The organism is Amycolatopsis sp. WAC 01416 (genome assembly GCF_003947485.1).
Classification (GTDB): Bacteria; Actinomycetota; Actinomycetes; order Mycobacteriales; family Pseudonocardiaceae; genus Amycolatopsis.
In genome coordinates, this window is sequence record NZ_QHHX01000014.1 from 120430 (window position 1) to 147076 (window position 26647).

At 69.8% G+C, this 26647-nt stretch carries 21 protein-coding genes; 10 read left to right on the forward strand and 11 right to left on the reverse strand.

What is annotated here, in order from left to right; genetic code table 11:
* Positions 1–4 precede the first annotated feature (4 nt).
* Entirely contained in the window at positions 5–1330 is a 1326-nt protein-coding gene (locus tag DL990_RS38000) for a serine/threonine-protein kinase (protein ID WP_125801562.1), read from the reverse strand.
* 144 nt (positions 1331–1474) lie between these two features.
* Here DL990_RS38000 and DL990_RS38005 point away from each other — a divergent pair, with 144 nt between their 5' ends.
* Together DL990_RS38005 and DL990_RS38010 are read left to right on the forward strand one after the other, a co-directional pair.
* Positions 1475–2572 carry a hypothetical protein gene (locus tag DL990_RS38005; protein WP_125801563.1) on the forward strand — a complete coding sequence of 366 codons (1098 nt, stop codon included), beginning with the start codon at positions 1475–1477 and terminating at the stop codon, positions 2570–2572.
* 139 nt (positions 2573–2711) lie between these two features.
* Positions 2712–3542 (forward strand): SAM-dependent methyltransferase, encoded by an 831-nt coding sequence (locus tag DL990_RS38010; protein WP_125785968.1) that lies wholly within the window; start codon positions 2712–2714, stop codon positions 3540–3542.
* Between the two features lie 322 nt (positions 3543–3864).
* Here the strand turns inward: DL990_RS38010 and DL990_RS38015 are convergent, their stop codons facing one another.
* The 3 genes from DL990_RS38015 to DL990_RS38025 form a co-directional block, all read right to left on the reverse strand.
* Positions 3865–5706, reverse strand: a complete 1842-nt coding sequence (locus tag DL990_RS38015) for a M48 family metalloprotease (RefSeq protein WP_233620691.1) — start codon at positions 5704–5706, stop codon at positions 3865–3867.
* 234 nt (positions 5707–5940) lie between these two features.
* Complete coding sequence (locus DL990_RS38020) at positions 5941–6774, reverse strand: aldo/keto reductase (RefSeq protein WP_125801565.1); 834 nt, start codon at positions 6772–6774, stop codon at positions 5941–5943.
* Positions 6775–6802: 28 nt separating this feature from the next.
* Positions 6803–7984: an MFS transporter gene (locus tag DL990_RS38025; protein ID WP_125801566.1), complete on the reverse strand. Its 1182-nt coding sequence runs from the start codon at positions 7982–7984 to the stop codon at positions 6803–6805.
* A gap of 142 nt (positions 7985–8126) precedes the next feature.
* Here DL990_RS38025 and DL990_RS38030 point away from each other — a divergent pair, with 142 nt between their 5' ends.
* The 4 genes from DL990_RS38030 (at position 8127) to DL990_RS38045 (ending at position 11098) form a co-directional block, all read left to right on the forward strand.
* Positions 8127–8579: a MarR family winged helix-turn-helix transcriptional regulator gene (locus tag DL990_RS38030; RefSeq protein WP_125785964.1), complete on the forward strand. Its 453-nt coding sequence runs from the start codon at positions 8127–8129 to the stop codon at positions 8577–8579.
* 93 nt (positions 8580–8672) lie between these two features.
* Complete coding sequence (locus DL990_RS38035) at positions 8673–10130, forward strand: amidohydrolase (protein ID WP_125801567.1); 1458 nt, start codon at positions 8673–8675, stop codon at positions 10128–10130.
* Between the two features lie 39 nt (positions 10131–10169).
* Positions 10170–10574, forward strand: coding sequence for a hypothetical protein (locus DL990_RS38040; protein WP_125785962.1), 405 nt, complete (start codon positions 10170–10172; stop codon positions 10572–10574).
* Positions 10575–10633: 59 nt separating this feature from the next.
* Positions 10634–11098 carry a DUF2127 domain-containing protein gene (locus DL990_RS38045; RefSeq protein WP_125801568.1) on the forward strand — a complete coding sequence of 155 codons (465 nt, stop codon included), beginning with the start codon at positions 10634–10636 and terminating at the stop codon, positions 11096–11098.
* 9 nt (positions 11099–11107) lie between these two features.
* Here the strand turns inward: DL990_RS38045 and DL990_RS38050 are convergent, their stop codons facing one another.
* The 7 genes from DL990_RS38050 to DL990_RS38080 form a co-directional block, all read right to left on the reverse strand.
* Positions 11108–11806 carry a PP2C family serine/threonine-protein phosphatase gene (locus tag DL990_RS38050; RefSeq protein WP_125801569.1) on the reverse strand — a complete coding sequence of 233 codons (699 nt, stop codon included), beginning with the start codon at positions 11804–11806 and terminating at the stop codon, positions 11108–11110.
* Between the two features lie 246 nt (positions 11807–12052).
* Complete coding sequence (locus DL990_RS38055) at positions 12053–12874, reverse strand: hypothetical protein (protein WP_233620692.1); 822 nt, start codon at positions 12872–12874, stop codon at positions 12053–12055.
* Positions 12875–12918: 44 nt separating this feature from the next.
* Positions 12919–14769 carry a glycosyltransferase family 39 protein gene (locus DL990_RS38060; protein WP_125785958.1) on the reverse strand — a complete coding sequence of 617 codons (1851 nt, stop codon included), beginning with the start codon at positions 14767–14769 and terminating at the stop codon, positions 12919–12921.
* A gap of 4 nt (positions 14770–14773) precedes the next feature.
* Complete coding sequence (locus DL990_RS38065) at positions 14774–16027, reverse strand: bifunctional glycosyltransferase family 2/GtrA family protein (protein WP_199746776.1); 1254 nt, start codon at positions 16025–16027, stop codon at positions 14774–14776.
* Between the two features lie 74 nt (positions 16028–16101).
* A complete protein-coding gene (locus tag DL990_RS38070) occupies positions 16102–17943 on the reverse strand; it encodes a glycosyltransferase family 39 protein (protein ID WP_199746777.1) in 1842 nt (613 codons plus the stop codon).
* 4 nt (positions 17944–17947) lie between these two features.
* Positions 17948–19480 (reverse strand): cell wall metabolism sensor histidine kinase WalK, encoded by a 1533-nt coding sequence (locus DL990_RS38075; RefSeq protein ID WP_125801572.1) that lies wholly within the window; start codon positions 19478–19480, stop codon positions 17948–17950.
* A gap of 309 nt (positions 19481–19789) precedes the next feature.
* Positions 19790–21802, reverse strand: a complete 2013-nt coding sequence (locus DL990_RS38080) for a fatty acid desaturase (RefSeq protein WP_125801586.1) — start codon at positions 21800–21802, stop codon at positions 19790–19792.
* Between the two features lie 453 nt (positions 21803–22255).
* Between DL990_RS38080 and tig the strand changes: the two genes are divergently transcribed.
* From tig to clpX, 4 genes are all read left to right on the forward strand, one after another.
* Complete coding sequence (gene tig, locus DL990_RS38085; RefSeq protein WP_125785955.1) at positions 22256–23626, forward strand: trigger factor; 1371 nt, start codon at positions 22256–22258, stop codon at positions 23624–23626.
* 172 nt (positions 23627–23798) lie between these two features.
* Positions 23799–24401, forward strand: a complete 603-nt coding sequence (locus DL990_RS38090) for a ClpP family protease (protein ID WP_125676314.1) — start codon at positions 23799–23801, stop codon at positions 24399–24401.
* 28 nt (positions 24402–24429) lie between these two features.
* The gene (locus DL990_RS38095; RefSeq protein WP_125785954.1) at positions 24430–25101 is read left to right on the forward strand and encodes an ATP-dependent Clp protease proteolytic subunit; all 672 of its coding nucleotides are present in this window, start codon (positions 24430–24432) and stop codon (positions 25099–25101) included.
* Positions 25102–25319: 218 nt separating this feature from the next.
* Positions 25320–26615 (forward strand): ATP-dependent Clp protease ATP-binding subunit ClpX, encoded by a 1296-nt coding sequence (gene clpX / locus DL990_RS38100; protein WP_125785953.1) that lies wholly within the window; start codon positions 25320–25322, stop codon positions 26613–26615.
* Positions 26616–26647 lie beyond the last annotated feature (32 nt).

The window sequence follows — 26647 nt, forward strand, 5'->3', positions numbered from 1 at the left end:
TCGCTCAGCCGGGTGGTCCTGGCCTGCTCTTGGTCGGCGGGTTGGGTCTCGTTTTGCTCGGTTTGACCGAGGTTTCCGGCCGGTCGCTGGAAGCGGTCGTGCTTTTCGGCGTCGAGGTGGCACCGGTGCTTTCGGTGGTGGCCGTCGGATTCGCGGAGACCGGGACGGCCTCGGTCACCTCGACCGTGCCCTGGGGCGCGTTCACGCCGCCTGTGGGCACTTCGACGGCCTCCGAGGATGGCGCTCCTCGGCCCGCCACCGGAGTGGACGAGCCGGTCGCCGCCGGGGGGAACATTCCGCCTGGCGGAGCCGGCGGGTTCGCCCCGGTCTGGTTGGCCGCCAGCAGGACACCGATGGTGATCGCGGCGGCGGGCGCGCTGATGGCGGCGACCACGGCCGCCCGCCTGCGGGTGGCGGGCGCGAGAAGGACGACCTTCGTCCCGGTGGAGTCCTCCAGCAGGATCCGCGAGATCGCCGCGGCCGTCGGGCGTTGCGACGGCTTCCGCGCGGTCATCCCGCGCAGCAGCGTCGTCATGGTCACCGACAGCCCCTCGGGGATCCGGGGCGGCCGGTGCAGCCGTCCGACCGCGGCTTCGACCGGCGTCCCGGTGTACTCCCGCTCCCCGGACAGGCATTCGAGCAGGACCAGGCCGAGAGAGTAGATGTCGGCGGGCGGGCCGACGTTCTCACCGCGGACCTGCTCGGGCGCCATGTACGCCGCCGTGCCGACGACACCGCCGGTCTCGGTCACCCTGGTCGCGTCGAAGGCGTGCGCCACCCCGAAGTCCCCGATCAGCGGGCCGTCGTCGGCCATCAGGATGTTCGCCGGTTTCAGGTCGCGGTGGGTGATGCCGTGCGCGTGGACGTGCGCGAGCGCGTCGGTCAGCCGGGCGGCCAGTTCGACGACCGCGTCCTGGGGGAGCGGGCCCGAGCGCAGGAGCTGGGCCAGATTCGGCCCGTCGACCAGTCGCATCGTCAGATAGGTGTAGCCGTCGTCGGACCCCGCGTCGTACAGCGGGACGAGCCCGGGATGGCGGACCGCGCTGAGGGTCTCGATCTCCTGCTCCCGGCGGCGCTCGTCCCTGAGCATCGTGTCGGCGTGGAACAGCTTCAGCGCGACTTCGCGCCCTTCGCGCAGGTCGTGGGCTCGGAAAACGCGCGAGGTCGCGCCGCGGCCGAGCAGTTCGCCGACTTCGTACCGGCCGGCGAGCCTGCGCGGCAGATGGTCCGGGTCGTGGACGTTCAGGCTGAACCGGCGCTCGGTGGTCCCGGCGTCAGGCTCGCCGGGGTCTTCGACCTCACCGTCAGCGCGCGGACCCGCGTCGTCCATCGGTGCTACCTCCGTCTCACCGGCCGAACGCCGTATACCCGGTCCGGCCCCGGGTGAAACAAGGTTCGACAGCGTACCCGAGATGATCTGCGGGTTCACCCCGAACGGCGGGCAACCCCGGCGGGGGCCGGACGTCTCGTGGTCATGAAGCCGAACCGGTGGGCCGCGCTCGCCGCCACCGCCCTGACCGCCCTGGCCGTCTTCACTCCGCCCGCCGCCGCTGATTCGGCTGTGCCCAAGGGTTTCGCTCCCGCGTCGACGAGCTGGACCGGGCCGCTGCGTGGCTTCGTCCTCGGCTTCTTTCCGTGTGGCAGACCGGGATGGTGCGCGTCCCTGCTGTCGACGACCGACGGAGGGAAGCGGTGGCGGCGCGTCGGCGAACCGCCGATCTCGTTGCCGGACAACCACAATCAGGTCAAGCTCACGGTGGTCGACGAACGCGACGTCTTCCTCTCCGACGGCACCCGGCTGCTCGCCAGCCACGACGGTGGCGGCAAGTGGTCGGAGGTCCGGCTCGCCGGGGCCAGGGAACCCTTCTATATTTCGAAAATCACCGAAGCAGGGCCTCGGGTGTTCGCGATGGTCACCGGTTTCGGCAGCCCGTCGACGACGACGCTGTACGCGGGGATCTCCGGAACGCGGCTCCTCCAGCCCGTCCCGGGGTTCACCGTCACCGGCTCGTCCACCTATGGGGACGTCGCCACCAGCGGCGGGATCCAGGTGTCGATGGGAGCGGACTACCGCGTCCAGAAGTACTGGACGTCATCCGACGGCCTGACCTTCGCGCCCGCGCCGCCGCCCTGCCCGGCGGACAGCGCGGCTTCGCTGAGCGGAGTCCGGCAGGGGCACGTGCTGGCGTTGTGCAGCGGGGGACCGGGGACACCGCAGCCGGGGGCGACCGTCCGGCGGCTGTGGCGCGCGCCGAAGCTCGGCGGCCACTTCACCGGAACGGCGCAGGCGCCCACTCTCGGGATCAACCAGAGCTTCAGCGCGGCGTCGCCCTCGTCGGCGACCGTCGCGGCGGAAGGCGGCGGCACCGGGTTCCTGCACAGCACCGCCGACGGCGGGGCGACCTGGACGACCACGGAGCTCAGTGGCCGCGGCGTCTGCCTCAACGACCTGGACTTCCCTGACGAACGGGTGGGCGTGGTCGTGGACGGGCTGCCCGATGCCGACGGCGGATCGGCCGTGTACCGCACCACCGACGGTGGTGGCACGTGGCGTGAGCTCGCTTTCGGGTGATCATCGCAGGTGGGCAAGGCCCTTGGGGAGGTTCACGTAGATGCACGCCATGTCGTAATCTGTGTACGGTCCGTCGATGTCGAGGGAGCCGTGGGCACGTTCACGTGGCCCGTGCGCGGCTGAAGGGTGGAACGTGTCCATGACTTCGGACGAGGTCCGGTCTGTGCCGAGGCGCCCGCTTCCCCTCGACTACAGCAAGCCCAACCTCGCCCGGATGAAGGACGCCCTTCTCGGCGGGCACGACCACTACGAGGTCGACAGGCGGGCGGTCGACGACCTGCTCGCCCTCGCCCCCGACGCCGCCGCGATGGCCAAGGAGTTCCGCTCCTGGGCGAACCGGGTGGTCCGGTTCCTCGCCGGCGCCCGCGGCATCGACCAGTTCCTCGACCTCGGCTCCGGCCTGCCCGCCGCGGAGAACACCCATCAGGCGGCGCAGCGGTACAACCCCGACGCACTGGTCGTCTACGTCGACCACGACCCGGTCGTCCAGGCACACGGGCTGGCACTGCTGGAAGACCACCTCGTCCACGTCAGCGGCGCCGATCTGACCGATCCCGAGCAGACCCTCGCCGATCCGGTGGTCACCGAGCACATCGAACTCGACCGCCCGGTCGCGGTGATCCTGAACTCGGTGCTGCACCACATCGAAGACTTCGGCAAGGCGCGGGCCGTCGTCCGCGCCTACGTCGACGCGATCGCGCCGGGATCCTACGTACTGATCACCCACGACTTCACCCCCGGCGAGGGCGCGCGCGGCGCGCTCGCGCGGAAACTCGACGACCTCATGGGCAGCACCGGGCATCGCACGGTGCACCGAAACCGCGAGGAGATCGAGTCCCTGTTCGACGGGCTGGAGATCCTCGAGCCCGGGCTGGTCCACCTGCACGAATGGTGGCCGGAAGGCCCGCGCCTCGCGCCGCTGACCGAGCTGAACCACCTGAGCCTCGGCGGCGTGGGGATCAAGCTCTAGGTCGCCGGTCCCTCTTCACGGAACTCGGAAGGGGCGATCCGGGCACCCGCGGCCTTGCCTTGTGTCCATAAAGGACGGTCGCGGACGAGTTCTCCTGGTAGTGAGGGCCTCCTTGCCTACTCTGACGGTAGTGAAGGAGGCTTTCGCTACCGTCGGATGTGGTCCCTGGTGACAGTGGGGCGGCTGCGACCTCCGGCGGCTGGTCGTGAAGTACATGAAGGCCCCCTTCCTTGCGCCTAGCGCAAGGAAGGGGGCCTTCATGTACTTCGGTAGGCGTGACTCGCGTGCCTGGATGCGAGAACCCTCACGACAGCGCCCGGCCTCAGACCTTCAGCGAGCTGAAGAACGCCTTCAGTTCGTCGTGGGCCGTGCCGAAGTCCTCGGTGTTGCCGGTCATCGCGAGTTCCAGCGTTTCGCCGTCGGAGAGCTCCAGCGTCAGGAACACGGTGAGTTTCCGGCGGGGGAAACCGCCGTCAACGATGTCCGCGAACGGGACCCGCCGCGCGCCCGGTTCGGCGCGCAGATCGTCGAGGCCGCGCTCCCGCAGCTTCCGGATCCGTTTGCGGTCCGACACCCCGCGCGCCCCGATCAGGCCGGCGAGTCCGCGGCGGACCAGCACCGAGCGCGCCATCGGCAGCAAGATCACTTCGGTGTCGCAGACGATCAGGTCGTAGAGCCTCCGGTTGGCCTTCAGCGCGGTGAACAGCCCGAGCATCCGGGCTTCGGCGGGATCGGGCTCGGGCTGGGGCTCCTGCTTGCAGAAGTACGCGGCGGGCACGTTCAGCAGTTGCAGGTTGTGGACCAGTTCGTCGACCGCGCGCGGGCTCCGCACCGCCGGGGCGACCAGCTCGGCGACGTCGAACGGCTCGCCGTCGCCGAGGCACAGTTCCCAGCCGCCGCCCCAGTTCAGGCGGTGCGCGGCGACGCCGTTGTCGATCATCGCGGCGGTGACGGTGTCGGCGAACAGTTCGGTCAGCAGGTCGAGGCCCTCTTCGCGGGACGGGGCCCGCAGGGGCCTGGCGAGCGCTTCGGCGTCACCGTCGCGCAGGACCCGCACGACCTCGCCGATCGTGCCGCGCGGCGCCAGCCTGCTTTCGAGCCCGGCGGAGGTGAGCAGCCTCGCGCCCTCCGCGACCGACGCCCGGCCCGCGCGTTTGACGACCTCGTCCCAGTCCGCGCGCGGCCCGACGTCGCGGATCAGCACGTCCAGCTCCGCCTCCGGCACGTCGACCTTCGGCGCCCCCAGCAGCGACCAGCCCGGCCGCGCGTCCGGCTTCACCGGGTTGTCGGGCACGCCGGCGAGCGCGGCGATCCGGCGTTTCGTCGGCGGATGACTGTCGTACTTCGACAGTTCCTCGCCGTCGATGATGTCTTCGGCGTACTCGGCCACCCAGTCTCGCTGGACGGGGTGATTGAGGTACGACCGGAACCCCAGCAGTACCGGGGGAGTGCGCCGCGCCGTCGCGCCGAGTGAGAGGTAGCGCTCGGCGTAGTCCTTCCAGAGCGGGCTCAGCGTCGCGACCTTCCGCAGCGCCGCTGCCGCCGTCCGGCTGCCCGCCGCGAGCACCGACGCCTCGTCGGCCTGCAGTTCCTGCCGCCGGTTCGCCGACCGGGCGACCAGGAGGTACAGCTTCGAGTAGGCGGAGAGCAGCGCCCTGGCGGGGCCGCCGTCCAGCCTGTCGACGGTGAAGGCGAGCGTCTGGGTGCCCCGATAGGTCAGCGCGAGCAGCCGCGTGTGGCCGCCGCTGTAGTGCCCGAGTTCGTGCGCCAGCACCGAACGCAGCTCGCTCACGCTCATCGCGGCCAGCAACGGCAGCCCGATCAGCATCGTGCGGCGCCCCGGCCGCAGACCGAGGAACCGGGCGTCCTCACTGACCGCCGCGTTGATCTCGCCGATCAGCACGATCTCGTCCGGCGGCCGCGTCTTCACCTGGGCGGCGAGGTCGTCGATCATCTCCCACAACGCGGGATGGGCGTCGCGGTCGAGCCGCGGCCCCTCGATCGGGGGACGCCGCGCCCGCAACGCGCTCACCAGGCCGAAGCCCAGCGCGATCATGATCGCGAGCCCGGCGAGCATGACGTACATGCCGATCTTGCCCTGGATCCGCAGGCCCGCCAGCACACTGGCGACACCCACCGCGACGACCACCACTGGGAACGCCACGAGCAGAAGTGTCGCGAGGACGGCGCGTCCTCGGGCCTGCATCGTCCGGTTACCTCTTTTCGCACAAGTGCCGTCTGTGCGGCCGAATAGTAACCGGCTACACAGCGGCTCCGTGCCGGAACAAAGAGCTACGCCCACGACCTGCGAACACGCGATCAGTCACCTACTTGCGCTCACAGAGCGCGCGACGTGCTCCTGGGAGGCCGCAAGTAGGTGACTGATCGGGGGAGGGGGCTAGGCGACGTTGAAGGTGTCGGGGTCCGGACCGGTCCGCTCGCCCCGGTCCAGCACGGACAGCGACGCGATGTCCTCCTCCGACAGCGTGAACCCGAAGACGTCGAGGTTCTCCTTGATCCGCGACGGCGTCACGGACTTCGGGATCACGACGTTGCCGAGCTGCAGGTGCCACCGCAGCACGATCTGCGCCGGGGTCCGGCCGTGCTTCGAAGCGAGCGTCTTGATCGCGTCCTCGCCGAGCAGATCGCCGCCCTTGGCCAGCGGGCTCCACGCTTCGGTCGCGATGCCGTGCTTCGCGTCGTACTCGCGCACCTCGGCCTGCTGCAGGTACGGGTGCACCTCGACCTGGTTGACCGCCGGGGTCACGGAACCGGCGTCGAGAAGCCGTTCGAGGTGCGCGGGCTGGAAGTTGGACACGCCGATCGCGCGCACCCGGCCGTCGGCGTAGAGCTTCTCGAAGGCCTTCCACGTGTCCCGGTAGAGATCGCGCTCCGGCGTCGGCCAGTGGATGAGATACAGGTCCAGTTTCTCCAGGCCGAGTTTGGCCATGCTGGCGTCGAACGCCTTCAGCGTGGCGTCGTAGCCCTGTTCGCTGTTCCACAGCTTGGTGGTGATGAACAGTTCGTCGCGGGCGATCCCGGACTCGGCGAGCGCCTTGCCGACGCCCGCTTCGTTGCCGTAGACGGCGGCGGTGTCGATGCTGCGGTAGCCCGCGTCCAGCGCGGCCTTGACGGCGGCGGTGGTCTCCTCGTCCGGCACCTGGAAGACGCCGAACCCGAGCTGCGGCATCTCCACCCCGTTGTTGAGCTTGACGGTGGGAATGTCGGTCACTTGCGTTCCTTTCGTGGGTACTTGCGGGTCAGGCGGCGGGGGCCAGTTCGGCGCGACGAGCCTTTCGCCGCCCGCCATCGAGCATGCCGGAGATGACCGCGACCAGCAGTCCGGCGAGGGCGAGCCCGGCGCCGATCCAGTTGGGCGCGGTGTAGCCGAGACCCGCGTCGATGGCCTTGCCGCCGAGCCACGCGCCCGCGGCGTTGCCGAGGTTGAACGCGGCGATGTTGGCGGCCGAAGCCATCGCGGGCGCGCCTTCGGCCTTGTTCATGACGCGGGCCTGCAACGGCGCGACGGTCGCGAACCCGGCGGCGCCGAAGACCGCGATGGTGATCGCGGCGGGGAGCTGGGCGTGCGCGGTGAAGACGAACACGACCAGGACGGCCGCGAGCACGGCGAGGATGACGTACAGGCTGGGCATCAGCGCCCGGTCGGCCGCCTTTCCGCCGAGCAGGTTGCCCGCGAACAGCCCGGCGCCGAACAGCACCAGCAGCCAGGTCACCGCGCCGGGGGAGAAGCCGGCGACCTCGGTCATCATCGGGGCGATGTAGGTGAAGGACGCGAACACCCCGGCGAAGCCGAGTGCCGTCATCGCCAGCGCGAGCCACACCTGCGGACGCCGGAACACGGCCAGTTCGCTGCGCAGTCCCGCGCTCTTCGTCGTCGACTGGACGGGAACCAGCGCGAGGATCCCGATCAGGCCGATGACTCCGAGTGCGCTGACCGCCCAGAACGTCGAGCGCCAGCCCAGTGCCTGCCCGAGCGCGGTCCCGGCGGGGACGCCGAGGACGTTGGCGACGGTGAGGCCGGTGAACATCATCGCGATGGCGCCTGCCTGCTTGTTGGGCGCGACGAGCGAGGCCGCGACGACCGCGCCGGCGCCGAAGAACGCGCCGTGCGAGAGCGCGGCGACCACGCGGCCGGTCATCAGCAGGCCGTAGGTGGGGGCCAGCGCGGAAACGACGTTGCCGGCGATGAACAGGACCATCAGGCCGACGAGGACCGTCTTGCGCGGCACCCGCGACGCGAGCGCGGTGAGTATCGGGGCGCCGACCACGACGCCGAGCGCGTATCCGGAGATCAGCAGCCCGGCGGAGGGGATCGATACGCCGAAGTCGCCCGCGACCTCGGGCAACAGGCCCATGATCACGAACTCGGTGGTGCCGATCCCGAAGGCGCTGATCGCCAGTGCGAGCAGAGCGGCAGGCATGGGGTTCTCACTTCTTCCCGTAGAGTGGTGTTACTGGCGTGAGCAACTACGAGCGTCCGAAATAGTTGCACGCGCCGCATATTGCACACGCTTGATGATGCATGACGCAACGAAGCTCGGGCAACCGGGGAAGAGGTGAACCGTGTCACTGGCCGACGACGCCGTGGAGGCACGCGCGCAGGGCTGGCGGACCCTGGCCGCACTGCACGCGCGGATCGAGGACGCGCTCGAGCGCGCGCTGGCGCAGAAGCACACCCTGTCCGTCACCGAGTACACCGTGCTGGACGTGCTCGCCCGCCAGGACGGTTTCCACCTGCGGATGAACCAGCTGTCGAACGCCGTCGTGCTCAGCCAGTCGGCGACGACCCGGCTGGTGTCGCGGCTGGAGGACCGGGGACTGCTGCAGCGGTACCTGTGCCCGGACGACCGGCGGGGGATCTACACCGAGGTCACCCCGGCCGGGCAGGAACTGCTCGCGGCCGCGCGGCCGACGCACGACACCGTCCTCACCGAGGCACTCGCCGCCGCCGAGGAACTCCCCGAACTCGCGCCCTTGGTCGCCGCGCTCGGAAAGCTCACCTTCGCCCGCTCCTGACGTCCCGCGATTCGGCACCTGCTTGCGGTGGTTCGCGATGCCGACCACCGCAAGCAGGTGCCGAATCGCGGCACTGGCTGGCAAGGTGAGGGCGTGGAAGATCTTCTGTTGCGCCGGGTCCGGGTCGGCTTGGCGGGTTCCCTGTCGGACGTGCTGATCAAAGGCGGCCGGATCGCGGCCATCGCGGGACCGGGGCAGGCGGGTGAGGCGTCGGAGATCCTGGACGGCCACGGCGGCACGCTGCTGCCCGGCCTCGTCGACGCGCATGTGCACACCGCGCAGTGGTCGGCCGCGCGCCGCCGGATCCCGCTCGGGGAGGCGACGTCGGCCGCCCACACGGTCGAACTCGTGCTCGCTCATCTCCTGGCGAATCCTGTGCCGCCCGGCGATCTGGTCCTCGGCGCCGGATTCCGCGACGGCCTCTGGTCCGACGCCCCGCACAAGGACCTGCTGCAGAAGGCGCTGCCCGGGCATCCGGTCGCCCTGTTCAGCGCCGACCTGCACACGCTGTGGCTCAGCCCGGCAGCGCTGAAGCTCATCGGCCGCGAGCACCCGACCGGCGTGCTGCTGGAGAACGACTGCATGAGCGCGACGGCCGAACTCCCGGTCGCCCCCGACGACGTCATCGACGGCTGGGTCGCCGACGCGCTCGGCGCGGCGGCCGCCCGCGGTGTCACCAAGATCGTCGACTACGAGTACGCCGACACCGTCACCGACTGGCGGCGACGGCTGGCGCGGAAACCCCTGCCGGTCCGGATCTCCTGCGTGATCGCGAAATACCTGCTCGACACCGCCGTCGAACGCGGCCACCGAACCGGCGACGTCCTCGAAGACACCGGCGGCCTGCTCACGGTCGGCCCGTACAAACTGTTCGTCGACGGTTCGCTGAACACCCGCACCGCGTACTGCGTGGGCCACTACGCCGGAACGGAGTCCCACGGGCTGCTCGAACTGCCGCCCGAGGAGCTGGAACCGTTGATGCGCAAGGCTTCCGAACACGGCCTTTCCCCGGCGGTGCACGCGATCGGCGATCATGCCAACAAGATCGCGCTCGACGCCTTCGCCGGCGTCGGGTGCTCGGGCCGCATCGAACACGCGCAGCTGCTGTGCGCCGAGGACGTCGCGCGCTTCGCCGAACTGGGCGTCGCGGCGAGCGTCCAGCCCGCCCATCAGCCGGACGACCGCGACGTCGCCGACCGGCACTGGCACGGCTGGACCGATCGGGCCTTCCCTTACGGCGCTTTGCATCGCGCCGGGGTGCGGCTGGAGTTCGGCTCCGACGCGCCGGTCGCGCCGCTGGACCCGTGGGACGCGATCGCGTCGGCGGTCAGCCGCACCGACGACGACCGGCCGCCGTGGCATCCCGAGCAGGCCATGCCGCTGGAGGCCGCGCTCGCGCCGTCGTCCGGCGGCCGGATCGGAGTGGCCGTCGGAGACGTCGCGGACCTGGTCGTCACCGCGGTGGACCCGTCGCGGCTGACCCCGGCAGGGTTGCGCGAGACCCCCGTCACGGCCACCGTCATGAACGGCCGGGTCACCTACGCGGCTTGACCCTTTCCTTGCCAGAGCGCAACGCCTTAATGGAAGGGCATGGATCACCGCCTGCTCGACCGGCTCCGGGACCTCCACGGCTCCCTGAGCACCGACATCACCTTCGTCACCCGGATGGTGGAGGACGACGTGCCGCGCGCCGACGTCCTCCGCGATCTCGGGGAACGGCTCACCGACCTCGGCGGCGCGCTGCTCCGCCGCTCGGACGACGTCAACGCCGACGTGCTGGCGAAGCTGCCGGACGACGGCTGGCTGCCCGGAGCGGGCGAGCATCACCAGTCGCTGAGCGTGGCCCACAACGTCGGCGGACGGCCGCTGCGCTGCGGGCGGATCTATCTCGCCCTCTGCGGAGCGCCGTGCTTTCCCTTCTACGGCAGGGACCCCTCCGGCCGCACCGCACGGCACGAGCGGTGCCCGGCCTGCCGGGACCGCCTGTTCCGGTGACGGCGGCTGCGGACGGCCGCCACGTGGGGCAGGGTGAGGTGATCGCGGAGGGAGCGCCCATGAACACCGAGAAGCTGTTCCGGATCGCCATCACCCTGAAGGGGCTCGACGGCGCGTTGCAGCTGGTGGGCGGGCTCGTCCTGATGCTCGTCCCGGCGTCGGCCGTCTCCGGTTTCGCGCACGCCGTGGTCACCCGCGACCTGCTCGGCGACCCCGAAGGGACGCTGGCCCGGCACCTCGAACTCGCCGCCGGCCACTTCGTCGAAGGCCGGATGTTCGCCGTCGTGTACCTCGTCGCGCACGGACTGATCAAACTCGGCCTGGTCTGGGCGCTGGCGAAGAAGGTGATGCGGGCGTACCCCGTCGCCGCCGTCGTGCTCTCGGCGTTCGTGGTCTACGAGATCTTCCGCGCGATCCACACGCACTCGCTGGCGCTGCCGTTCTTCGCCGCCCTCGACGTCGTGATCGTCGTGCTGGTGCTGCGCGAATACCGGCAGCTGAAACGGGATCGCGTCGCGGCCTGACCGCCCGGTTCAGGCCGCGACGCGAAACTTTTCCGTGGTGACCTCCGCACTGGGCGGATCCACCACGATCGCGGTGGCGTTGTCCGAGCCACCGAGCGAGATCGCCGTCCGCACCAGCTCGGTGGCCGCCCTGTCCGGCATCCCGAGGATGTCGAGCATGGTCGGCCCGCTGAGCGTCTTGTGCACACCGTCGCTGGTGAGCACGAGCCCGCCGGTCGTGACGGTGGCCGTGCCGATCTCGTGCGCGGCGGCCGTGCGGACGCTGGTGGTGACGACGTGTTCCATCCGCGGTGTCACGGGCTGTTCGTGGTCGCGGAAGTACTGCGCGAGCGTATGGTCCTTGGTCACTTGCCGCACGGTGTGACCATCCCAAGCGTACGCCCGCGCGTCCCCGACCCAAGCGATGCCATACCCCTCGTCTGTGCGGACGGCCACGACGAGGACGCAGTCACCGGTCCCGCCGAGCCCGAGTACAGCGCGCTGAGCAGCGAGAACAGCCCCGGTGGCGCCCTGCTCGACCGGTGTCCGGGCCGCCGCCGAAGCCGCCGTCCGCGCCGCTCGTGCCGCGTTCGGGTGATCTCCGACTCCGTCGGCCAGCGCGAACACGATTCCCCGGCCGCCCGCGGCCGCATACGCCGCGACGGCGTCCGCGTTGTGCTCGCGCGGCCCCTGCGCGCTCGCCGTGTGCCAGTGTGGAAGCTCCCTCATGGTCTTCTCCTCACCCCTGGGTGATCCGCCTGCTTCCAGCGTCCGCCCCTTTCCTGTGGGCGAGCTGAGGGTGGGGTGATAGCCGGCTGTCGGTCCCGTCTCGTGATCAAAGGCGTAACTCGCGTGATCAGAGGCGTAACTCGCGTGATCAGGCGCGATCCGTCTCCAATCACGCGAGTTACGCCTCCAATCACGTGAGTGCGGTCTCTGATCACGCGAGTCACGCCTTGCCGCTCACGCCTTCGGTCACCGCAGCCGCGTGATCAGCGTCCGCAGCCAGCTCTCCGCCATCGCCGGTTCGCTCCGAAGATGCCGCACCAGCAGGTCTCGCGCCGCCTTCGAACGGCCCGCCTCGACGACCGCGACCGCTGCGGCCAGCCCCCGCAGCCGCTTTTCCGAATGCTCCGGCGCGCGGCCGTTCTCGTCCGACCAGCGCGGCCGCGGGAACGACGCCGTGAGCTTGGGCTGCGTGTTCCCGAAGTAGAGCCACACCGGCTCGTCGAGCGAGATGTTCCGCACGCCGTGCGACGGCAGGTCGGCGGGCCAAGCGAACTGCTGCTGCCAGCGGAACGCCGACGGGGTCGTGTCCTCCCGGATGGTGATCCCGAGGAACCGCAGCCGACCGCGGATGATGCTCCAGGCCTCGCGTTCGTCGTCGATCCAGTCGCGCAGCAGCCGGTACAGCTCGGTGAACGTCCGTCCTGTGTAGACCAGGTCGACGAACACCTTCGGCCGTCCGCGCGCGAGGTCGTACGGGCTGAGCCCCGCCGCGGTGAGATTGGCGCGCAGCCGCGCGACATCGGCGGCCGTCGGGTCGTCACAGGCTCCGGCGAACGACAGCGGCAGCTGGTGGATCCGTTCCCGCCACGGGGTTCCGCTCAGCAGGTCGTGCACGCTGTCCGCGGAACGCCCGACGAAATACAGGTCCGCGTCTCCCGCGCGGGCGATCACCTTCGCGGCGCACGCGATCAGCTCGTCCAGGAACCACAGCGAAGGTTTTTCGGCGCGTTCCAGCAGCGTCCCGAGCTGGTCGGGGCGCACGAGGTCCCAGCGGTACGGCCGATTCACGCCGTCCAGGATCCCTGTGCGCCCCAACACTTGTCGAAGCATTTTCAGGAGAGCAGGCGGTACACCGTCTGCTCGCCGACGGTGGTGGCGGCGAAGTTCTCCGCGACCCATTCGGCGATCTCGTCCGAGCCGCCACCGGGCCCGCCGCGGCCGCCTTCGACGTAGTAGGTGATGTCGCCGTTCGCCACGTACTGCTGGAATTCCGCGAGTGTCGGCGCCGGATCCGAACCGCTCCAGCCACCGATGCCGATCACCGACTTCCCGCTCGCGAGTTCCAGATTCGCCGCGGACTGCGAACTCGGCGCCGCGGCCGCCCATTTCGTCGTGGTCGCGGCGAGCAGGGCCCCGATCTCCGCCGACGAACCCTCGTCCATTCCCATGCCCATCCCGCGGGAGTCGTTCACGGCCGGACCGGAGATCGGGATCGAGCCGGAGTGCGCCTGCGAAGCGGTTTCGACGCCGAACGCGGTGGTGCCGAGGCCGACGGTCAGCACGGCCGCCGTCGCCACGACGGCGACGAGTTTCCGGATCGGCGGGACACCCACCAGGACAATGGTCGCGGTCACCAGGCCGAGCCCGGCGATGGTCCAGCGCAGCGCGGGCAGCCAGTCGGCGTTGCGGTCCAACAGGATGTACGCCCAGACGGCGCTGGCCGCGATCATCAGCGACAGGAACACCCTCGGCGCGAGATGCGCCCGGCCGCGCCACAGCGAGGTCCCGGAGATCGCGACCACGGCGGCGATCGACGGCGCCAGCGCGACGGCGTAGTACGGGTGCACGATGCCGCTCATGAAGCTGAACACCAGCGCGCTCACGAGCATCCAGCCGCCCCACATGATCAGCGCGGCCCTCGTCCGGTCGGTCCCGGCGGCCCGCCTGGTGAACCACAGCCCCGCGACCAGCCCGATCAGCGCGGCGGGCAGCAGCCACGACACCTCGCCGCCGAAGCTGGCACCGAACATCCGGGTCAGGCCGCTCTCGCCGCCGAAGCCGACGTTCCCGCCGGCCGAGCCGCTCACGGTCCCGCCCGGACCGCCGACCATCACGCCGCCCCCCTTGCCGAAGATCCGGCCGAGGCCGTTGTAGCCCAAGGCCAGTTCGAGCAGGCTGTCGCCGTCCGAACCCCCGATGTACGGCCGGGACTCGGTCGGCCACAGATCGACCAGCGCGATGAACCAACCAGCTGACAGGACGGTCGCGCTCAAGGCCCCGAGCAGGTGAAGCAAGCGTTTGCCCAGCGAAGTAGGCGCGGCGATCAGATAGGCGAGCCCGAAGGCGGGCAGCACCAGGAACGCCTGCATCATCTTGGTGAGGAAGCCGAACCCGACGGCGACACCGGCGAAGGCCAGCCAGCGCGGGCTCGCCTTTTCGATCGCGCGGATCGTGCAGTACCCGCCGGCGATCAGCAGCAGCGTCAGCAGCGCGTCGGGGTTGTTGAACTTGAACATGAGCGCGGCGACCGGGGTGACGGCGAGCGCCGCCCCGGCGAACAGGCCGGCGACCGGTCCGGAGGTCCGCTTCACCGTCAGGTACAGCAGGCCGACGGAGGCGACCCCCATCAATGCCTGGGGTGCCAGCACGGTGAAGCCGGAGAAGCCGAAGAGCCGGGCGAACGCCGTCGTGACCCAGAGCGCGGCCGGGGGTTTGTCGACGGTCAGTACGTTCCCCGCGTCGAGGGAGCCGAACAGCCACGCCTTCCAGTCCTGGGTGCCGGACTGCACGGCGGCCGCGTAGAACGAGTTGCCGTAGCCGGAGGCGGTCAGGTTCCAGAAGTACAGCAGCGCGGTGGCGGCGAGCAGCCCGAAGACGGCGGGCCGGACCCACCGGCCGGGTGGTTTCGCGGTGTTTTCGTCGACGTGTCCAGGCTCCGCCCGGGAAGCGAGTGCGGTGGTCATGGGGTCAGCTCTCCATCTCGGTGGCGGTGCGGCGGCGGAACACCCAGCCGCGCAGCAACAGGAAGCGCAGGACGGTGGCCGCGAGGTTCGCGAGCACGAGTGCGGTGATCTCGAGCGGCAGTCCCGGTGCCGTCATCGTGTGCAGCAGCGCCAGCGCGCCACTGGTGAGCGCGAGCCCGAGGCCGAACACGATGAGGCCCTGGAACTGGTGCAGCCCGGCGCCTTCCCGGCCGCGGATGCCGAAGGTCAGGCGCCGGTTGAGGGCGGTGTTGCCGATCGCCGTCACCAGCAGTGCGACGAGGTTGGCCACCTGTGCGCCGGTGAACGTCCGCAGCAGCAGGAAGAGCACGAGGTAGGCGATGGTGCTGGCGACGCCGACGGCGGCGAACCGCACCAGTTGCCGCACCAGGCTCGGCGCCACTCCCGGTGCCCGCACCTGGATCGGCGCGCGGCCGAGCTGTTCGCGCAGGCCGCTGATCGGGATCTCGCCGGTCAGCGTCGCCTTGGTCAGGCGCGCGATGCCTTTGAGGTCGGCGGTCGCGGTGGCGACGATGTTCACCGACGAGTCCGGGTCGTCCACCCAGTCGACCGGGACCTCGTGGATCCGCAGCCCCGCTTTCTGCGCCAGCACGAGCAGTTCGGTGTCGAAGAACCAGCCGGTGTCCTGGATGTGGGGGAGCAGGCGCTCGGCGACGTCGGCGCGGATCGCCTTGAACCCGCATTGCGCGTCGCTGAACCGCGCCGCGAGCGTGCCTCGGAGGATCAGGTTGTAGCAGCGGGAGATGAACTCCCGTTTCGGCCCGCGCACCACCCGCGCGCCGCGGGCGAGCCTGCTGCCGATGGCGAGGTCGGAGTGCCCGGACAGCAGTGGTGCGACGAGCGGCCCGAGCGCGGCCAGATCGGTCGAGAGGTCGACGTCCATGTAGGCCAGCACCGGAGCGTCCGAAGTGGACCAAACGGCGCGCAGCGCGCGGCCGCGGCCTTTCTCCTCGAGGTGCCGGACTTCGACGTCGTCGAACTCGCGGCTCAGCCGTTCGGCGGCCCGGAGGGTGCCGTCGGTGCTGGCGTTGTCCGCGACGGTGATCCGGAACGGGTACGGGAACTGCTCCACGAGGTGCGCGCGCAGCCTGCGGATGCACGGCTCCAGATCGGTTTCCTCGTTGTGGACGGGGATGACGACGTCGAGGACGGGCGAGCCGTCCGGGGCGATGGCGGGGCGGCGGCCGGTTTCGGCGCCGGAGATGATCGCGGCTGTCATAGCGTCAATCTCGGCCATCGCGCTGAGGCCGGCTTGTGTCCCGGCTGTGCCGTCGCTGTGTTCCGGCACGGGTTTCACCGGCTCAGGTCGTAGACGGTGACGCCGTCCACAGTGGTCGGTGGGTAGGTTTCCGCGACCCAGGCGGCGATCCGCTCGGCGGCGTCGCTGCCGGTCTCCCCGCGCATCATCATGCCTTCGCCGAGGAAGTAGTGGATCCGTCCACTTCGGACATGATCCTGGAACTGTTCCAGGGTGGGTGCCGGATCCGTGCCGTTGAACCCGCCGACGGCCAGCACCGGTGCCCCGCTGCCGAGCTGGTAGCCCGCCGCGTTGTTGGAGCCGACGGTCGCCGCCGTCCAGGTGTAGTTCTCGCTTCCCTGTCGGAGCAGGGCGGCCAGGTCTGCGCCGGGCAGGCTCGTCCCGAGCAGACCGCCGGGGCCACCCATTCTCATGCCACGGCCCGTTTCCGGTCCGGCGGAAGGCAGCGCGCCCGAATGCGGAGTGGCGGCCGTCGCGACGGTGTACGCGCCCGTGCCCGCGAGAACGGTGATCAGCGCGCCGACGGCGACCAGACGCCTTGCCACATCAGGTAAGCGCGCTGCGACGAAGACCAGAAACGCGCACAGCAGGCCGGTGATGAGGATCGCGATCGACAGCCCGGGAAGCCAGTCGGATTGCCGCGACAGCAGGAGATACGCCGTCAACGCGGTCAGCCCGATTCCGGCGCTCAAGGCGCCCGCGGCGGCCGGATTCCCCCGTGCGCGCCACAACTGCGTGCCCGCGATCCCGACGAGCGCCGCGATCGCCGGGGCGAGCGCGATCGTGTAGTAGGCGTGGATGATGCCGCTCATGTAGCTGAACACCACGGCGGTCACCAGGAACCAGCCGCCCCAGACGATCAGTGCCGCGCGGCCGCGGTCGGTGCGCGGGGCCCGGCGGGTGAACCACAACCCGGTGGCCAGAGCGAGGACGGCGGCCGGGATCAGCCAGGCGATCCCGCCCGCCATTTCGCTGCCGAACAACCGATCCCAGCCCGTGCCGCCCCAGCCGCCTCCGCCGACACTGCCGACCTCGTCGCCGGTGATGCGGCCGAAACCGTTGTAGCCGAAGGCGAGTTCCCACAGGCTGTTCTCCTGCGAGCCGCCGATGTACGGCCTGTCCGCGGCGGGCCACGACGCGACGACGGCGAGATACCAGCCGGCGGACAGGAAGGTGCAGATCAAGGCCCCGAGCAGATGCAGCAGCCGGCGGCCCAGCGGGATCGGCGCGGCGATCAGGTACGCGAGCCCGAACGCGGGCAGCACCAGGAACGCCTGCAGCATCTTCGCGAGGAAACCGAATCCGACGGCGACCCCGGCCAGCGCCAGCCAGCGCGGACTCGCCTTCTCCAGCGCGCGGACGACGCAGTAGGCGCCCGCGGTCAGGAGCAGGACCAGCAGCGCGTCGGGGTTGTTGAACCGGAACATCAACGCGGCGGCCGGGGTGAGTGCGAGTACTGATCCCGCCAGCAGACCCGCGGCCGGGCCGGACGTCCGCCGCACCGCGGCGAACAGCAACGCCACCGAGCCGACACCCATGAGCGCCTGCGGCACCAGGACGCTCCAGGCGTTGACGCCGAACAGGCGCGCGGAAAGGCTCATCACCCACAACGCGGCCGGTGTCTTGTCCACCGTGATCGCGTTCGCGGCGTCGCTGGAACCGAAGAACAACGCTTTCCAGCTCAGCGACCCGGCCTGCGCGGCCGCCGAGTAGAAAGCGTTGGCCCAGCCGGATTCCCCGAGATTCCACAGGTACAGCACCGCGGTCGCGAGCAGCAGCGCGGCAACGGACGGCCGGACCCAGCGCGGATCGGCCGGTGTGCCTCGGGCGGGGGGAGCGGTTCGATCGGCTTCGTCGCGGGAGGCGAGGAGGGTCATGGCCTCAGCGTCGGGGGCCGACCTGGGGCGTGGTTGTGCCGAAGCTGTGCACCCGCTGTGAGGAACCGATCACCGGCAGATGGACGGCGAACTCGGTGTGCCCGGGACGGCTGTGCACCTCGATCGTGCCGTGATGGGCGACGACGATGGCCGACGCGATCGCCATCCCGAGCCCGGTGCTGCCCGCGGTCCGCGACCGGGAAGTGTCGCCGCGGGCGAAGCGTTCGAACACGGCCGGCAGGAGTTCGGGGGCGATCCCGGGCCCGTTGTCGGTGACGGTGAGCACCGCGGATCCGCTGTGGGAGCGGTTCAGTGCGGTGCTCACCGTGGTGCCCGGCGGGGTGTGCGTACGCGCGTTGGACAGCAGGTTGGCCAGGACCTGGTGCAGACGCTGGACGTCGCCGCGCACGAACACGGATTCCGGCGGGAGCCGCAGTTGCCAGCGGTGGTCCGGGCCGGCGACGTGCGCGTCGCCGACGGCGTCCGCGGTCAGCCGGGTGAGGTCGACTTCGGCCGCTTCGAGCGGTCGTCCGGCGTCGAGCCTCGCCAGGAGCAGGAGGTCCTCGACCAGTGTCGTCATCCGGGCGGCCTCGGACTGGATGCGGGACATCGAACGCGCGACGTCCGGCGGAACCAGCGCGCTGCCGCGACCGGCGAGTTCGGCGTACCCGCGGATCGCCGCGAGCGGGGTGCGGAGTTCGTGGCTCGCGTCCGCGACGAACCGGCGGACCCGGGTCTCACTGGCGTGCCGGGCTTCCAGCGCCCGCGAGATGTGCCCGAGCATGAGGTTCAGCGCCGAACCGACCTGGCCGACCTCGGTACGCGGATCGGTGTCGCTCTCGGGCACCCGCACCGAGAGCGCGACGTGACCGCGGTCGAGCCGCATCGCCGACACCCGGCCCGCGGTCGCCGCGACCCGGTCGAGTGGCCGCAGCGTGCGCCGCACCGCGAACGCGCCGAGGAACCCCGCACCGGCGACACCCGCCGCCGCGACCCCGAACAGGATCCACCGGACCGTGGTCAAGGTGTCCTGCATCGGCCCGAGTGGGAGCCCGGTGACGACCGCGCCGCCGGGGATCGAGACGGCCTGCACGCGGTATTCGCCAAGGCCGCCGAGCGTCATCGTCATCGGCGGCCGGTCCGCCGGGACGGAGAACAGACCAGCCTCTTGTTCGGCCGACAATCCCTGCGGAAGCCCTTGCACGGTGAGGATTCCCGCGTACAGCACCCGGTCACCGGAGAACCGCACGCTGAGCGTCCCGGAGGCCTGGCCCGGCGCTTCGAGCGGATCGGGACCGAGATCGTCCTCCGGCGGCCGGTTCGCGAAGTCGTGGGCACGGGCCGACGCGGCCGAGAGCTGGTCGTCGATCTGGCGGGTGAGGAACGACCGCAGGGCGACCTCGCCGGCGACGCCGATCACCAGACAGACGAAGGTGAGCAACAGCACCATCGAGCCGGTCAGCTTGGCGCGCAGGGAAAGCCGCCCGGGCCGGAACGACCGGCGCGGGCCGGTGGTCGGGACCGAACCGGGTGCCATGACCTCGAGGGTGCGCCGCGGTCGTATGCGCGCGTTGTGACCCGCCTGTGAGCCCGCTGTGCGCGGCAGGCAGGGCATGGCCCGGCCCGTGAAGGCCTCCTTGCCTACCCTCAGGGTAATGAAGGCGACCCTCACTACCCGCCGGCGTGCAACCTTTTCGGGACATCAGGCGTCGCGAAAGTGGCTTTCGCGACCAGTCTTCTACCTGTACTCAAGGCGGGGGCGAAGGCCGGCGGAGGATTCGCCGCCCTTGCGCCCGGGGCCAGAGTGCCCCGACCCGCTGCAAGTAGGTGACTAATTGCGAAGGGCTCAGCGGTCGTAGTCCACGCCCAGTTCGGCCGAAGTCGCCACCGCCCGGCAGGTCAGGATCTGCCCGGCCGCGACCTCCTCGTCCCCGAGCGCGTAGTGCACGTCCATCCGCGCGCTGCCTCGCACCACCGTCGCCCGGCAGGTGCCGCAAGCGCCGCCGACGCACGCGTACGGCGCGTCGACGCCGTGCCGCAGCGCGGCGCTGAGCACGGTTTCGCCCACCGTCGCGGCGATTTCGACGGTCTTCCCGGCCGCCGTCACCGTCAGCGTCGGGCCCGGCCGCCGTGAGGGGCGGACGGGAAGCGCGCCTTGGAACAGTTCGAAGTGGACGTGTTCCTCGGGGACGTCACGGTCGGCCAGTGTCCGGCGGGCCATGTCGACGAGGTCGCGCGGGCCGCACAGGAACCAGTCGTCCACCTTCGCCGGGTGCAGCCGCGCTTGCAGCAGCGCGCGGAGGCGGGTGCTGTCGAGCCTGCCGCGCTGGTAGCGCTCATGCGAGATGGCCAGCGCCTCGCCGACGATGTCGAACGGCTTCTCCAGCCGGTGTGTGCGCAGGTCCGGGTCGCGTTCGTCGGTGCGGTAGTGCACGACGTGCAGCCGTCCGCCCAGCCGCGCGGCGAGGCCGCCGAGTTCGTCGGCGAACATCGTGCTGGCGCCGGAGGTGTTGATGTACAGCAGGGTCGCCTTGCTGTTCGGCTCGTTCTCCAGCGTCGCGGTCAGGATCGACAGGATCGGCGTGATCCCGCTGCCCGCGGCGAGCGCGACGTACCGGCCCGCGCGGCCTTGCTCCGGGGTCAGGGTGAAAACACCGTCGGGGGGCAGGACGTCCAGTTCGTCGCCCGGCGCGAGTTCCGTCGTGGCGAACGTCGAGAACGCGCCGCCGAGCTGGTGCTTGATCGCGATCCGCAGGATGCCGGAGTCCGGCGTCGAGCAGATCGAGTAGGCGCGCCGCACCTCTTCCCCGTCGACCTCGGCGCGGATGACGAGGTGCTGGCCAGGGGTGAACCGGAAGGTCTCCCGCAGCCGCTCCGGCACGTCGAACGTCACGGTGACGGCGCCCTCGCACAGCGGCCGGACCTCGGCCACGCGCAGCGAGTGGAACCGGCTCGGCCCCCGGGGCTGGGGAGCGGGCGGTTCCTCGTCGAACGAACCGGTGAGCTGACGCCATTCGCGGTACTCCGTCGACGTCAGCTCGCGGCCCCACGGGGTCGCGATCGGGACGTCCCTGGCGAGGTAGGCGTCGCGGTTGTCCTTCCACGTGCGCAGGTACCGGTAGAACGGGATCGCCGGGTGGAGATGGTGCACCAGGTGATAGTTCTGGCACAGCATGATCGGCGTCATCAGCCATTCGAGCCCGACGCGGACGCGAGTGGCGCCGAACCGGTTCTGCCGCTGCGCGCCGAGGTCGTGATGGGGGAGCCAGTCGAACCACCAGGCGAGTACGGCCAGCCCGAGGCGCTGCGGGACCAGGTAGACCATCAGCAGTTCCCAGCCGTGGCCGGTCACCGCCAGCCAGGCGAACGCGGCGAGGCTCAGCGTGACGACGGCCGCGGTCTCGATCCGCTCCGACGGCGGGCGCGTGCGCTGCCGGGCCACGTAGAAGCGGGCGTACCAGAAGTCGATGGTCAGCCAGCGCAGCGGCAACTGCCACCAGGGGCCGTGCGCGGTCCAGGCGTCGGGATCGGTGTGGGCGTCCTCGTTGGTGTTGCGGTGGTGCTCCAGATGGATGTAGCGCACCAGGGGAAAGGAGCCGTAGGCCGCCACGAACGGCATCGCGAGCCTGCCGAGCAGTTCGTTGACCCAGGTGAGCTGTCCGGCCGCGTGATGCGTCGACTCGTGCAGCACGGTGAACATGGTGAAGGTGACGAGCGCGTGCAGGGGAATGGTCACCCACAGCGGCGCGGCCTCGTTGACTACCAGCCAGGTGGCGCCGCTCCACACCATGAGGCCGCCGGTGAACAACAACACTGTCGGAACCGAGACGACCGGCAGCGGGATCCGCGGGCTGGGCACGCCGCGTCTCGGTCTTCTCTCGGGTATCTCCCCCGTGTCCTCGGACCGGGTTACGGCGACGGTCATCGATCGTTCCCCTCGGTCGATGGCTACCGGGACAAGCTGTCACACCGTAGACAATTAGTACTGGGTTGTAAACTTCATCCGAGTGCTGAAACACCACGTCACAGCGCCCGATGGTGAGGCGTGGCGCGCATCCGTGTCCAGGAACGGGCCGCTTCGTAACAGAGAAGAACCGAAAACTCGTCCGATCGGGTGGTCCACGTCCCGTTTGCCGGACCGCGCGCGGGGGCTGTGCTCGGCGGGGGAGGGCGGGCTGATGGCCCCGGGCCCGGGCCTATCAGGGCTACGGCCTAGACTCGGACGGCCCTGTCCACAAGCTGGCCAGGGCACATCCGCTGTCGACCGCATGCGGATGCCCCATCACATCGTTTACCGCTCGAGGAGAATACGTTGAAGAGCACCGTCGAGCAGCTCAGCCCGACGCGAGTCAAGATCAATGTCGAGGTGCCGTTCGACGAGCTCAAGCCGAACTTCGACCGCGCCTACCGCAAGATCGCCCAGCAGGTGCGCATCCCCGGCTTCCGCCCGGGCAAGGCGCCGGCTCGCGTGCTGGAAAGCCGGATCGGGCGAGCCCCGGTGCTCGACGAGGTCGTCAACGAGGTCATTCCGGCCAAGTACATGGAAGCCGTGCGCGCGGGCGAGGTCCGCACGCTGGGCCAGCCCGAGTTCGAGGTGACCAAGCTGGAGGACCGTGAGGTCCTCGAGTTCACCGCCGAAGTCGACATCCGCCCGGAGATCTCGCTGCCCGACCTCGAGGGCTTCGTGGTCAGCGTCGACGACGTCGAACTGACCGACGCCGAGGTCGACGAGCAGCTCGACGAGCTGCGCGCCCGCTTCGGCACGCTGACCGGCGTCGACCGTCCGGCCGAGAACGGCGACTTCGTCTCGATCGACCTCGCGGCCACCGTCGACGGTCAGGAGGTCGAGGAGGCCTCGACCACCGGCCTGTCCTACGAGATCGGCTCCGGCCAGCTCGTCGACGGGATCGACGAGGCGATCATCGGTGCGAAGGCGGGCGAGACCAAGACCTTCACCACGAAGCTGGTCGCCGGCGAGCACACGGGCAAGGACGCCGACGTCACCGTCACCGTGCAGACCATCAAGCAGCGTGAGCTGCCCGAGGCGGACGACGAGTTCGCCCAGATGGCGAGCGAGTTCGACACGATCGACGAGCTGAAGGCCGACCTTCGCGAGCGTCTCGGCCGCGTCAAGAAGATGCAGCAGGGCGTCCAGGCCCGTGACAAGGTCCTCGAGGAGCTCCTCGAGCGCACCGAGGTCGCGATCCCGGAGAAGGTCCTCGAGGCCGAGATCGAGAACCGCAAGCACGACGCGATCCACCCGTTCGACCACGACGAGGCGCAGTTCGCGCAGGCGCTCGAGGCCGAAGGGCGCACCCTCGAAGAGTTCGACACCGAGGTCCGCGAGGAGTCGGAGAAGGCGGTCCGCACGCAGCTGCTGCTGGACAGCATCGCCGACGCCGAGCAGACGTCGGTCAACGACGGCGAGCTCACCGAACGCATCATCTACCAGGCGCAGCGCTTCGGTGTCAGCCCGGACGAGTACGTCCAGCGGGCGCAGCAGTCCGGCCAGCTGACCGCGATCTACGCCGACGTGCGCCGCGGCAAGGCGCTGGCCTCGGTGGTCCGCAAGACCACCGTGACCGACGCCTCCGGCGCCACGGTCGACCTCGAAGAGCTCTTCGGCCCCGCAGCCGAGGAGACGCAGGTCACCGAAGAGACCGCGAAGACTGCGGCCGAGTAGGGAATACGCGGTCCGGTCGAAACGGACCGTAAAGCTGTAAGCGAACTTGGGCGGTGTCAGGCATTCTGCACCGCCCAAGTTCGTTAGGGTCGGTTGCAAGATCCTCAAGCATCTGGACATACGCGGCGGCGAACGTTCCACCCGCCGCCGTCGGCGAAAAGGCAGGCATGACGTGACGCAGCACACGCCCCAGGCGCGGACCGGTACCGCAGGGCTCAACCTCACCGACTCGGTCTTCGAGCGGTTGCTCCAGGAGCGCATCGTCGTCCTCGGCTCCGAGGTCAACGACGAGGTCGCCAACCGGATCACCGCCCAGTTGTTGCTGCTCGATGCAGACGACTCCGAGTCGGACATCCGCTTCTACATCAACTCGCCCGGTGGCTCGGTCACCGCGGGTTTCGCGATCTACGACACCATGCAGCTGATCCGCCCGGACGTCGCGACGTACGCGATGGGCCTGGCCGCGTCGATGGGGCAGTTCCTGCTCTCCTCCGGCACGCCCGGCAAGCGGTACGCGCTGCAGCACGCGCGCATCCTCATGCACCAGCCCTCGGCGGGTGTCGGCGGCACGGCCTCCGACATCGCCATCCAGGCCGAGGTGTTCGGCAAGTGGAAGCAGGAGCTGGCCAAGATCACGGCCGAGCAGACCGGCCAGACCGTCGAGCAGATCGTCAAGGACGGTGACCGCGACCGCTGGTTCACCGCGCAGGAGGCGAAGGACTACGGCTTCGTGGACCAGGTCCTCACGCGCGAGAACCCGCTTCCCAACAGCTGATCCGCGCCGGCACACAGGAGAATTTTCAATGAGCAACTTCCAGCTTCCGATCGGGTCGCAGGCGCCTGGGATGCAGTCGCGGCTCCAGCTGCCGCAGTCGCGGTACGTCCTGCCCTCGTACGTCGAGCGCACCAGCTACGGCATCAAGGAATCGAACCCGTACAACAAGCTGTACGAAGAGCGCCAGATCATGCTCGGCGTGCAGATCGACGACGCGTCGGCGAACGACGTCATGGTCCAGCTGCTGCACCTCGAGCACGAGGACCCGGACCGCGACATCATGATCCTGATCAACTCGCCCGGTGGCTCGTTCACCGCGCTGATGGCGATCTACGACACGATGCAGTACGTCCGCCCCGACATCGTCACCATGTGCATCGGCCAGGCCGCTTCGGCCGCCGCGGTGCTGCTGGCGGCCGGGACCCCCGGCAAGCGGTTCACGCTGCCGAACTCGCGGGTGCTGATCCACCAGCCCGCGACCGAGGGCACCTACGGCCAGGTTTCGGACCTGGAGATCCAGGCCAACGAGATCCAGCGGGTGCGGCGCCAGATGGAGGTCATCCTGGCGAAGCACACGAAGAAGGAAGCCGACGACATCAAGAAGGACATCGAGCGCGACAAGATCCTGACGGCCGACGAGGCCAAGGCGTACGGGATCGTCGACGAGGTGCTCGAGTACCGCAAGGCCTCGAGCAGCTGATCGCGGGAGGGGCCCGGTGCGTGTCGGGAGACGACACGCACCGGATCCCTGGTCTAAGGTCAGCTTCTGGCGTGCTCAGATGTGACGTTGGTTCTCCCGCCGACGGCATCGGGCGGGTACCGTCAGTGGCAGTGTGTGAGGCTCCGAGCGGTCATCCGTGACCGGGGCGGTAAGACAGTCAGGCGCGTATCGCGCCGGAGGGGACGAGGTCAACGGCCATGGCACGGATCGGTGACGGCGGCGACCTGCTGAAATGTTCTTTCTGCGGCAAGAGCCAAAAGCAGGTGAAGAAGCTCATTGCCGGCCCCGGGGTCTACATCTGCGATGAGTGCATCGATCTCTGCAACGAGATCATCGAAGAGGAACTGGCCGAAGCCGGTGAGGTCAAGCTCGACGAGCTGCCCAAACCCGCCGAAATCCACGAGTTCCTCGAGCAGTACATCATCGGCCAGGACGACGCGAAGCGTTCGCTGGCCGTGGCGGTGTACAACCACTACAAGCGTGTGCAGTCCGACGACAAGGCCGGGCCGAAGGATTCCAAGGACGAGACCGTCGAACTGGCGAAGTCCAACATCCTGATGCTCGGGCCGACGGGTTGCGGCAAGACCTATCTGGCGCAGACGCTGGCGAAGATGCTGAACGTCCCGTTCGCGATCGCGGACGCCACGGCGCTCACCGAAGCCGGCTACGTGGGCGAGGACGTCGAGAACATCCTGCTCAAGCTGATCCAGGCGGCGGATTACGACGTCAAGCGCGCCGAGACGGGCATCATCTACATCGACGAGGTCGACAAGATCGCCCGGAAGTCGGAGAACCCGTCGATCACGCGTGACGTGTCGGGCGAGGGTGTTCAGCAGGCGCTGCTGAAGATCCTCGAAGGCACCACCGCGTCGGTGCCGCCGCAGGGCGGCCGCAAGCACCCGCACCAGGAGTTCATCCAGATCGACACGACGAACGTGCTGTTCATCGTGGCCGGCGCGTTCGCCGGGCTGGAGAAGATCATCAACGAGCGGGTCGGCAAACGCGGCCTCGGTTTCGGCGCGGAGATCCGCACCAAGGCCGAGATCGACGAGAGCGACATCTTCTCCGACACCATGCCGGAGGACCTGATCAAGTTCGGGTTGATCCCGGAGTTCATCGGCCGCCTCCCGGTCGTGGCGACGGTGACCCACCTGGACAAGGAGTCGCTGGTCAGCATCCTGACCACGCCGCGCAACGCGCTGGTGAAGCAGTACAAGAAGCTCTTCGAGATGGACAACGTCGAGCTGGAGTTCACCAAGACCGCGCTCGAGGCCATCGCCGACCAAGCCGTGCTCCGCGGCACCGGCGCCCGTGGCCTGCGCGCGATCATGGAAGAGGTCCTGCAGCCGGTCATGTACGACATCCCCAGCCGCGACGACGTCGCGAAGGTCGTCATCACCGAGCAGACCGTCCGCGAGAACGTGAACCCGACGATCGTGGCGCGTCAGCCGTCACGCCGTCGTGGCAACGAGCGCGGCGAGAAGTCAGCCTGACAAAAGCACGTCAGCGTCAACGATGCCCCGGC

Excerpts from the sequence above, each read along its gene's own strand:
- DL990_RS38040 (WP_125785962.1), top strand. The coding sequence starts at position 10,170 with ATGGATCACCGCCTGCTCGACCGGCTCCGGGACCTCCACGGCTCCCTG.
- DL990_RS38060 (WP_125785958.1), bottom strand. The coding sequence starts at position 14,769 with ATGACCACCGCACTCGCTTCCCGGGCGGAGCCTGGACACGTCGACGAA.
- DL990_RS38095 (WP_125785954.1), top strand. The coding sequence starts at position 24,430 with ATGAGCAACTTCCAGCTTCCGATCGGGTCGCAGGCGCCTGGGATGCAG.
- DL990_RS38070 (WP_199746777.1), bottom strand. The coding sequence starts at position 17,943 with ATGACCCTCCTCGCCTCCCGCGACGAAGCCGATCGAACCGCTCCCCCC.
- DL990_RS38005 (WP_125801563.1), top strand. The coding sequence starts at position 1,475 with ATGAAGCCGAACCGGTGGGCCGCGCTCGCCGCCACCGCCCTGACCGCC.
- DL990_RS38025 (WP_125801566.1), bottom strand. The coding sequence starts at position 7,984 with ATGCCTGCCGCTCTGCTCGCACTGGCGATCAGCGCCTTCGGGATCGGC.
- DL990_RS38045 (WP_125801568.1), top strand. The coding sequence starts at position 10,634 with ATGAACACCGAGAAGCTGTTCCGGATCGCCATCACCCTGAAGGGGCTC.
- DL990_RS38065 (WP_199746776.1), bottom strand. The coding sequence starts at position 16,027 with ATGACAGCCGCGATCATCTCCGGCGCCGAAACCGGCCGCCGCCCCGCC.
- DL990_RS38010 (WP_125785968.1), top strand. The coding sequence starts at position 2,712 with ATGACTTCGGACGAGGTCCGGTCTGTGCCGAGGCGCCCGCTTCCCCTC.
- DL990_RS38075 (WP_125801572.1), bottom strand. The coding sequence starts at position 19,480 with ATGGCACCCGGTTCGGTCCCGACCACCGGCCCGCGCCGGTCGTTCCGG.
- DL990_RS38050 (WP_125801569.1), bottom strand. The coding sequence starts at position 11,806 with ATGAGGGAGCTTCCACACTGGCACACGGCGAGCGCGCAGGGGCCGCGC.
- clpX (WP_125785953.1), top strand. The coding sequence starts at position 25,320 with ATGGCACGGATCGGTGACGGCGGCGACCTGCTGAAATGTTCTTTCTGC.
- DL990_RS38000 (WP_125801562.1), bottom strand. The coding sequence starts at position 1,330 with ATGGACGACGCGGGTCCGCGCGCTGACGGTGAGGTCGAAGACCCCGGC.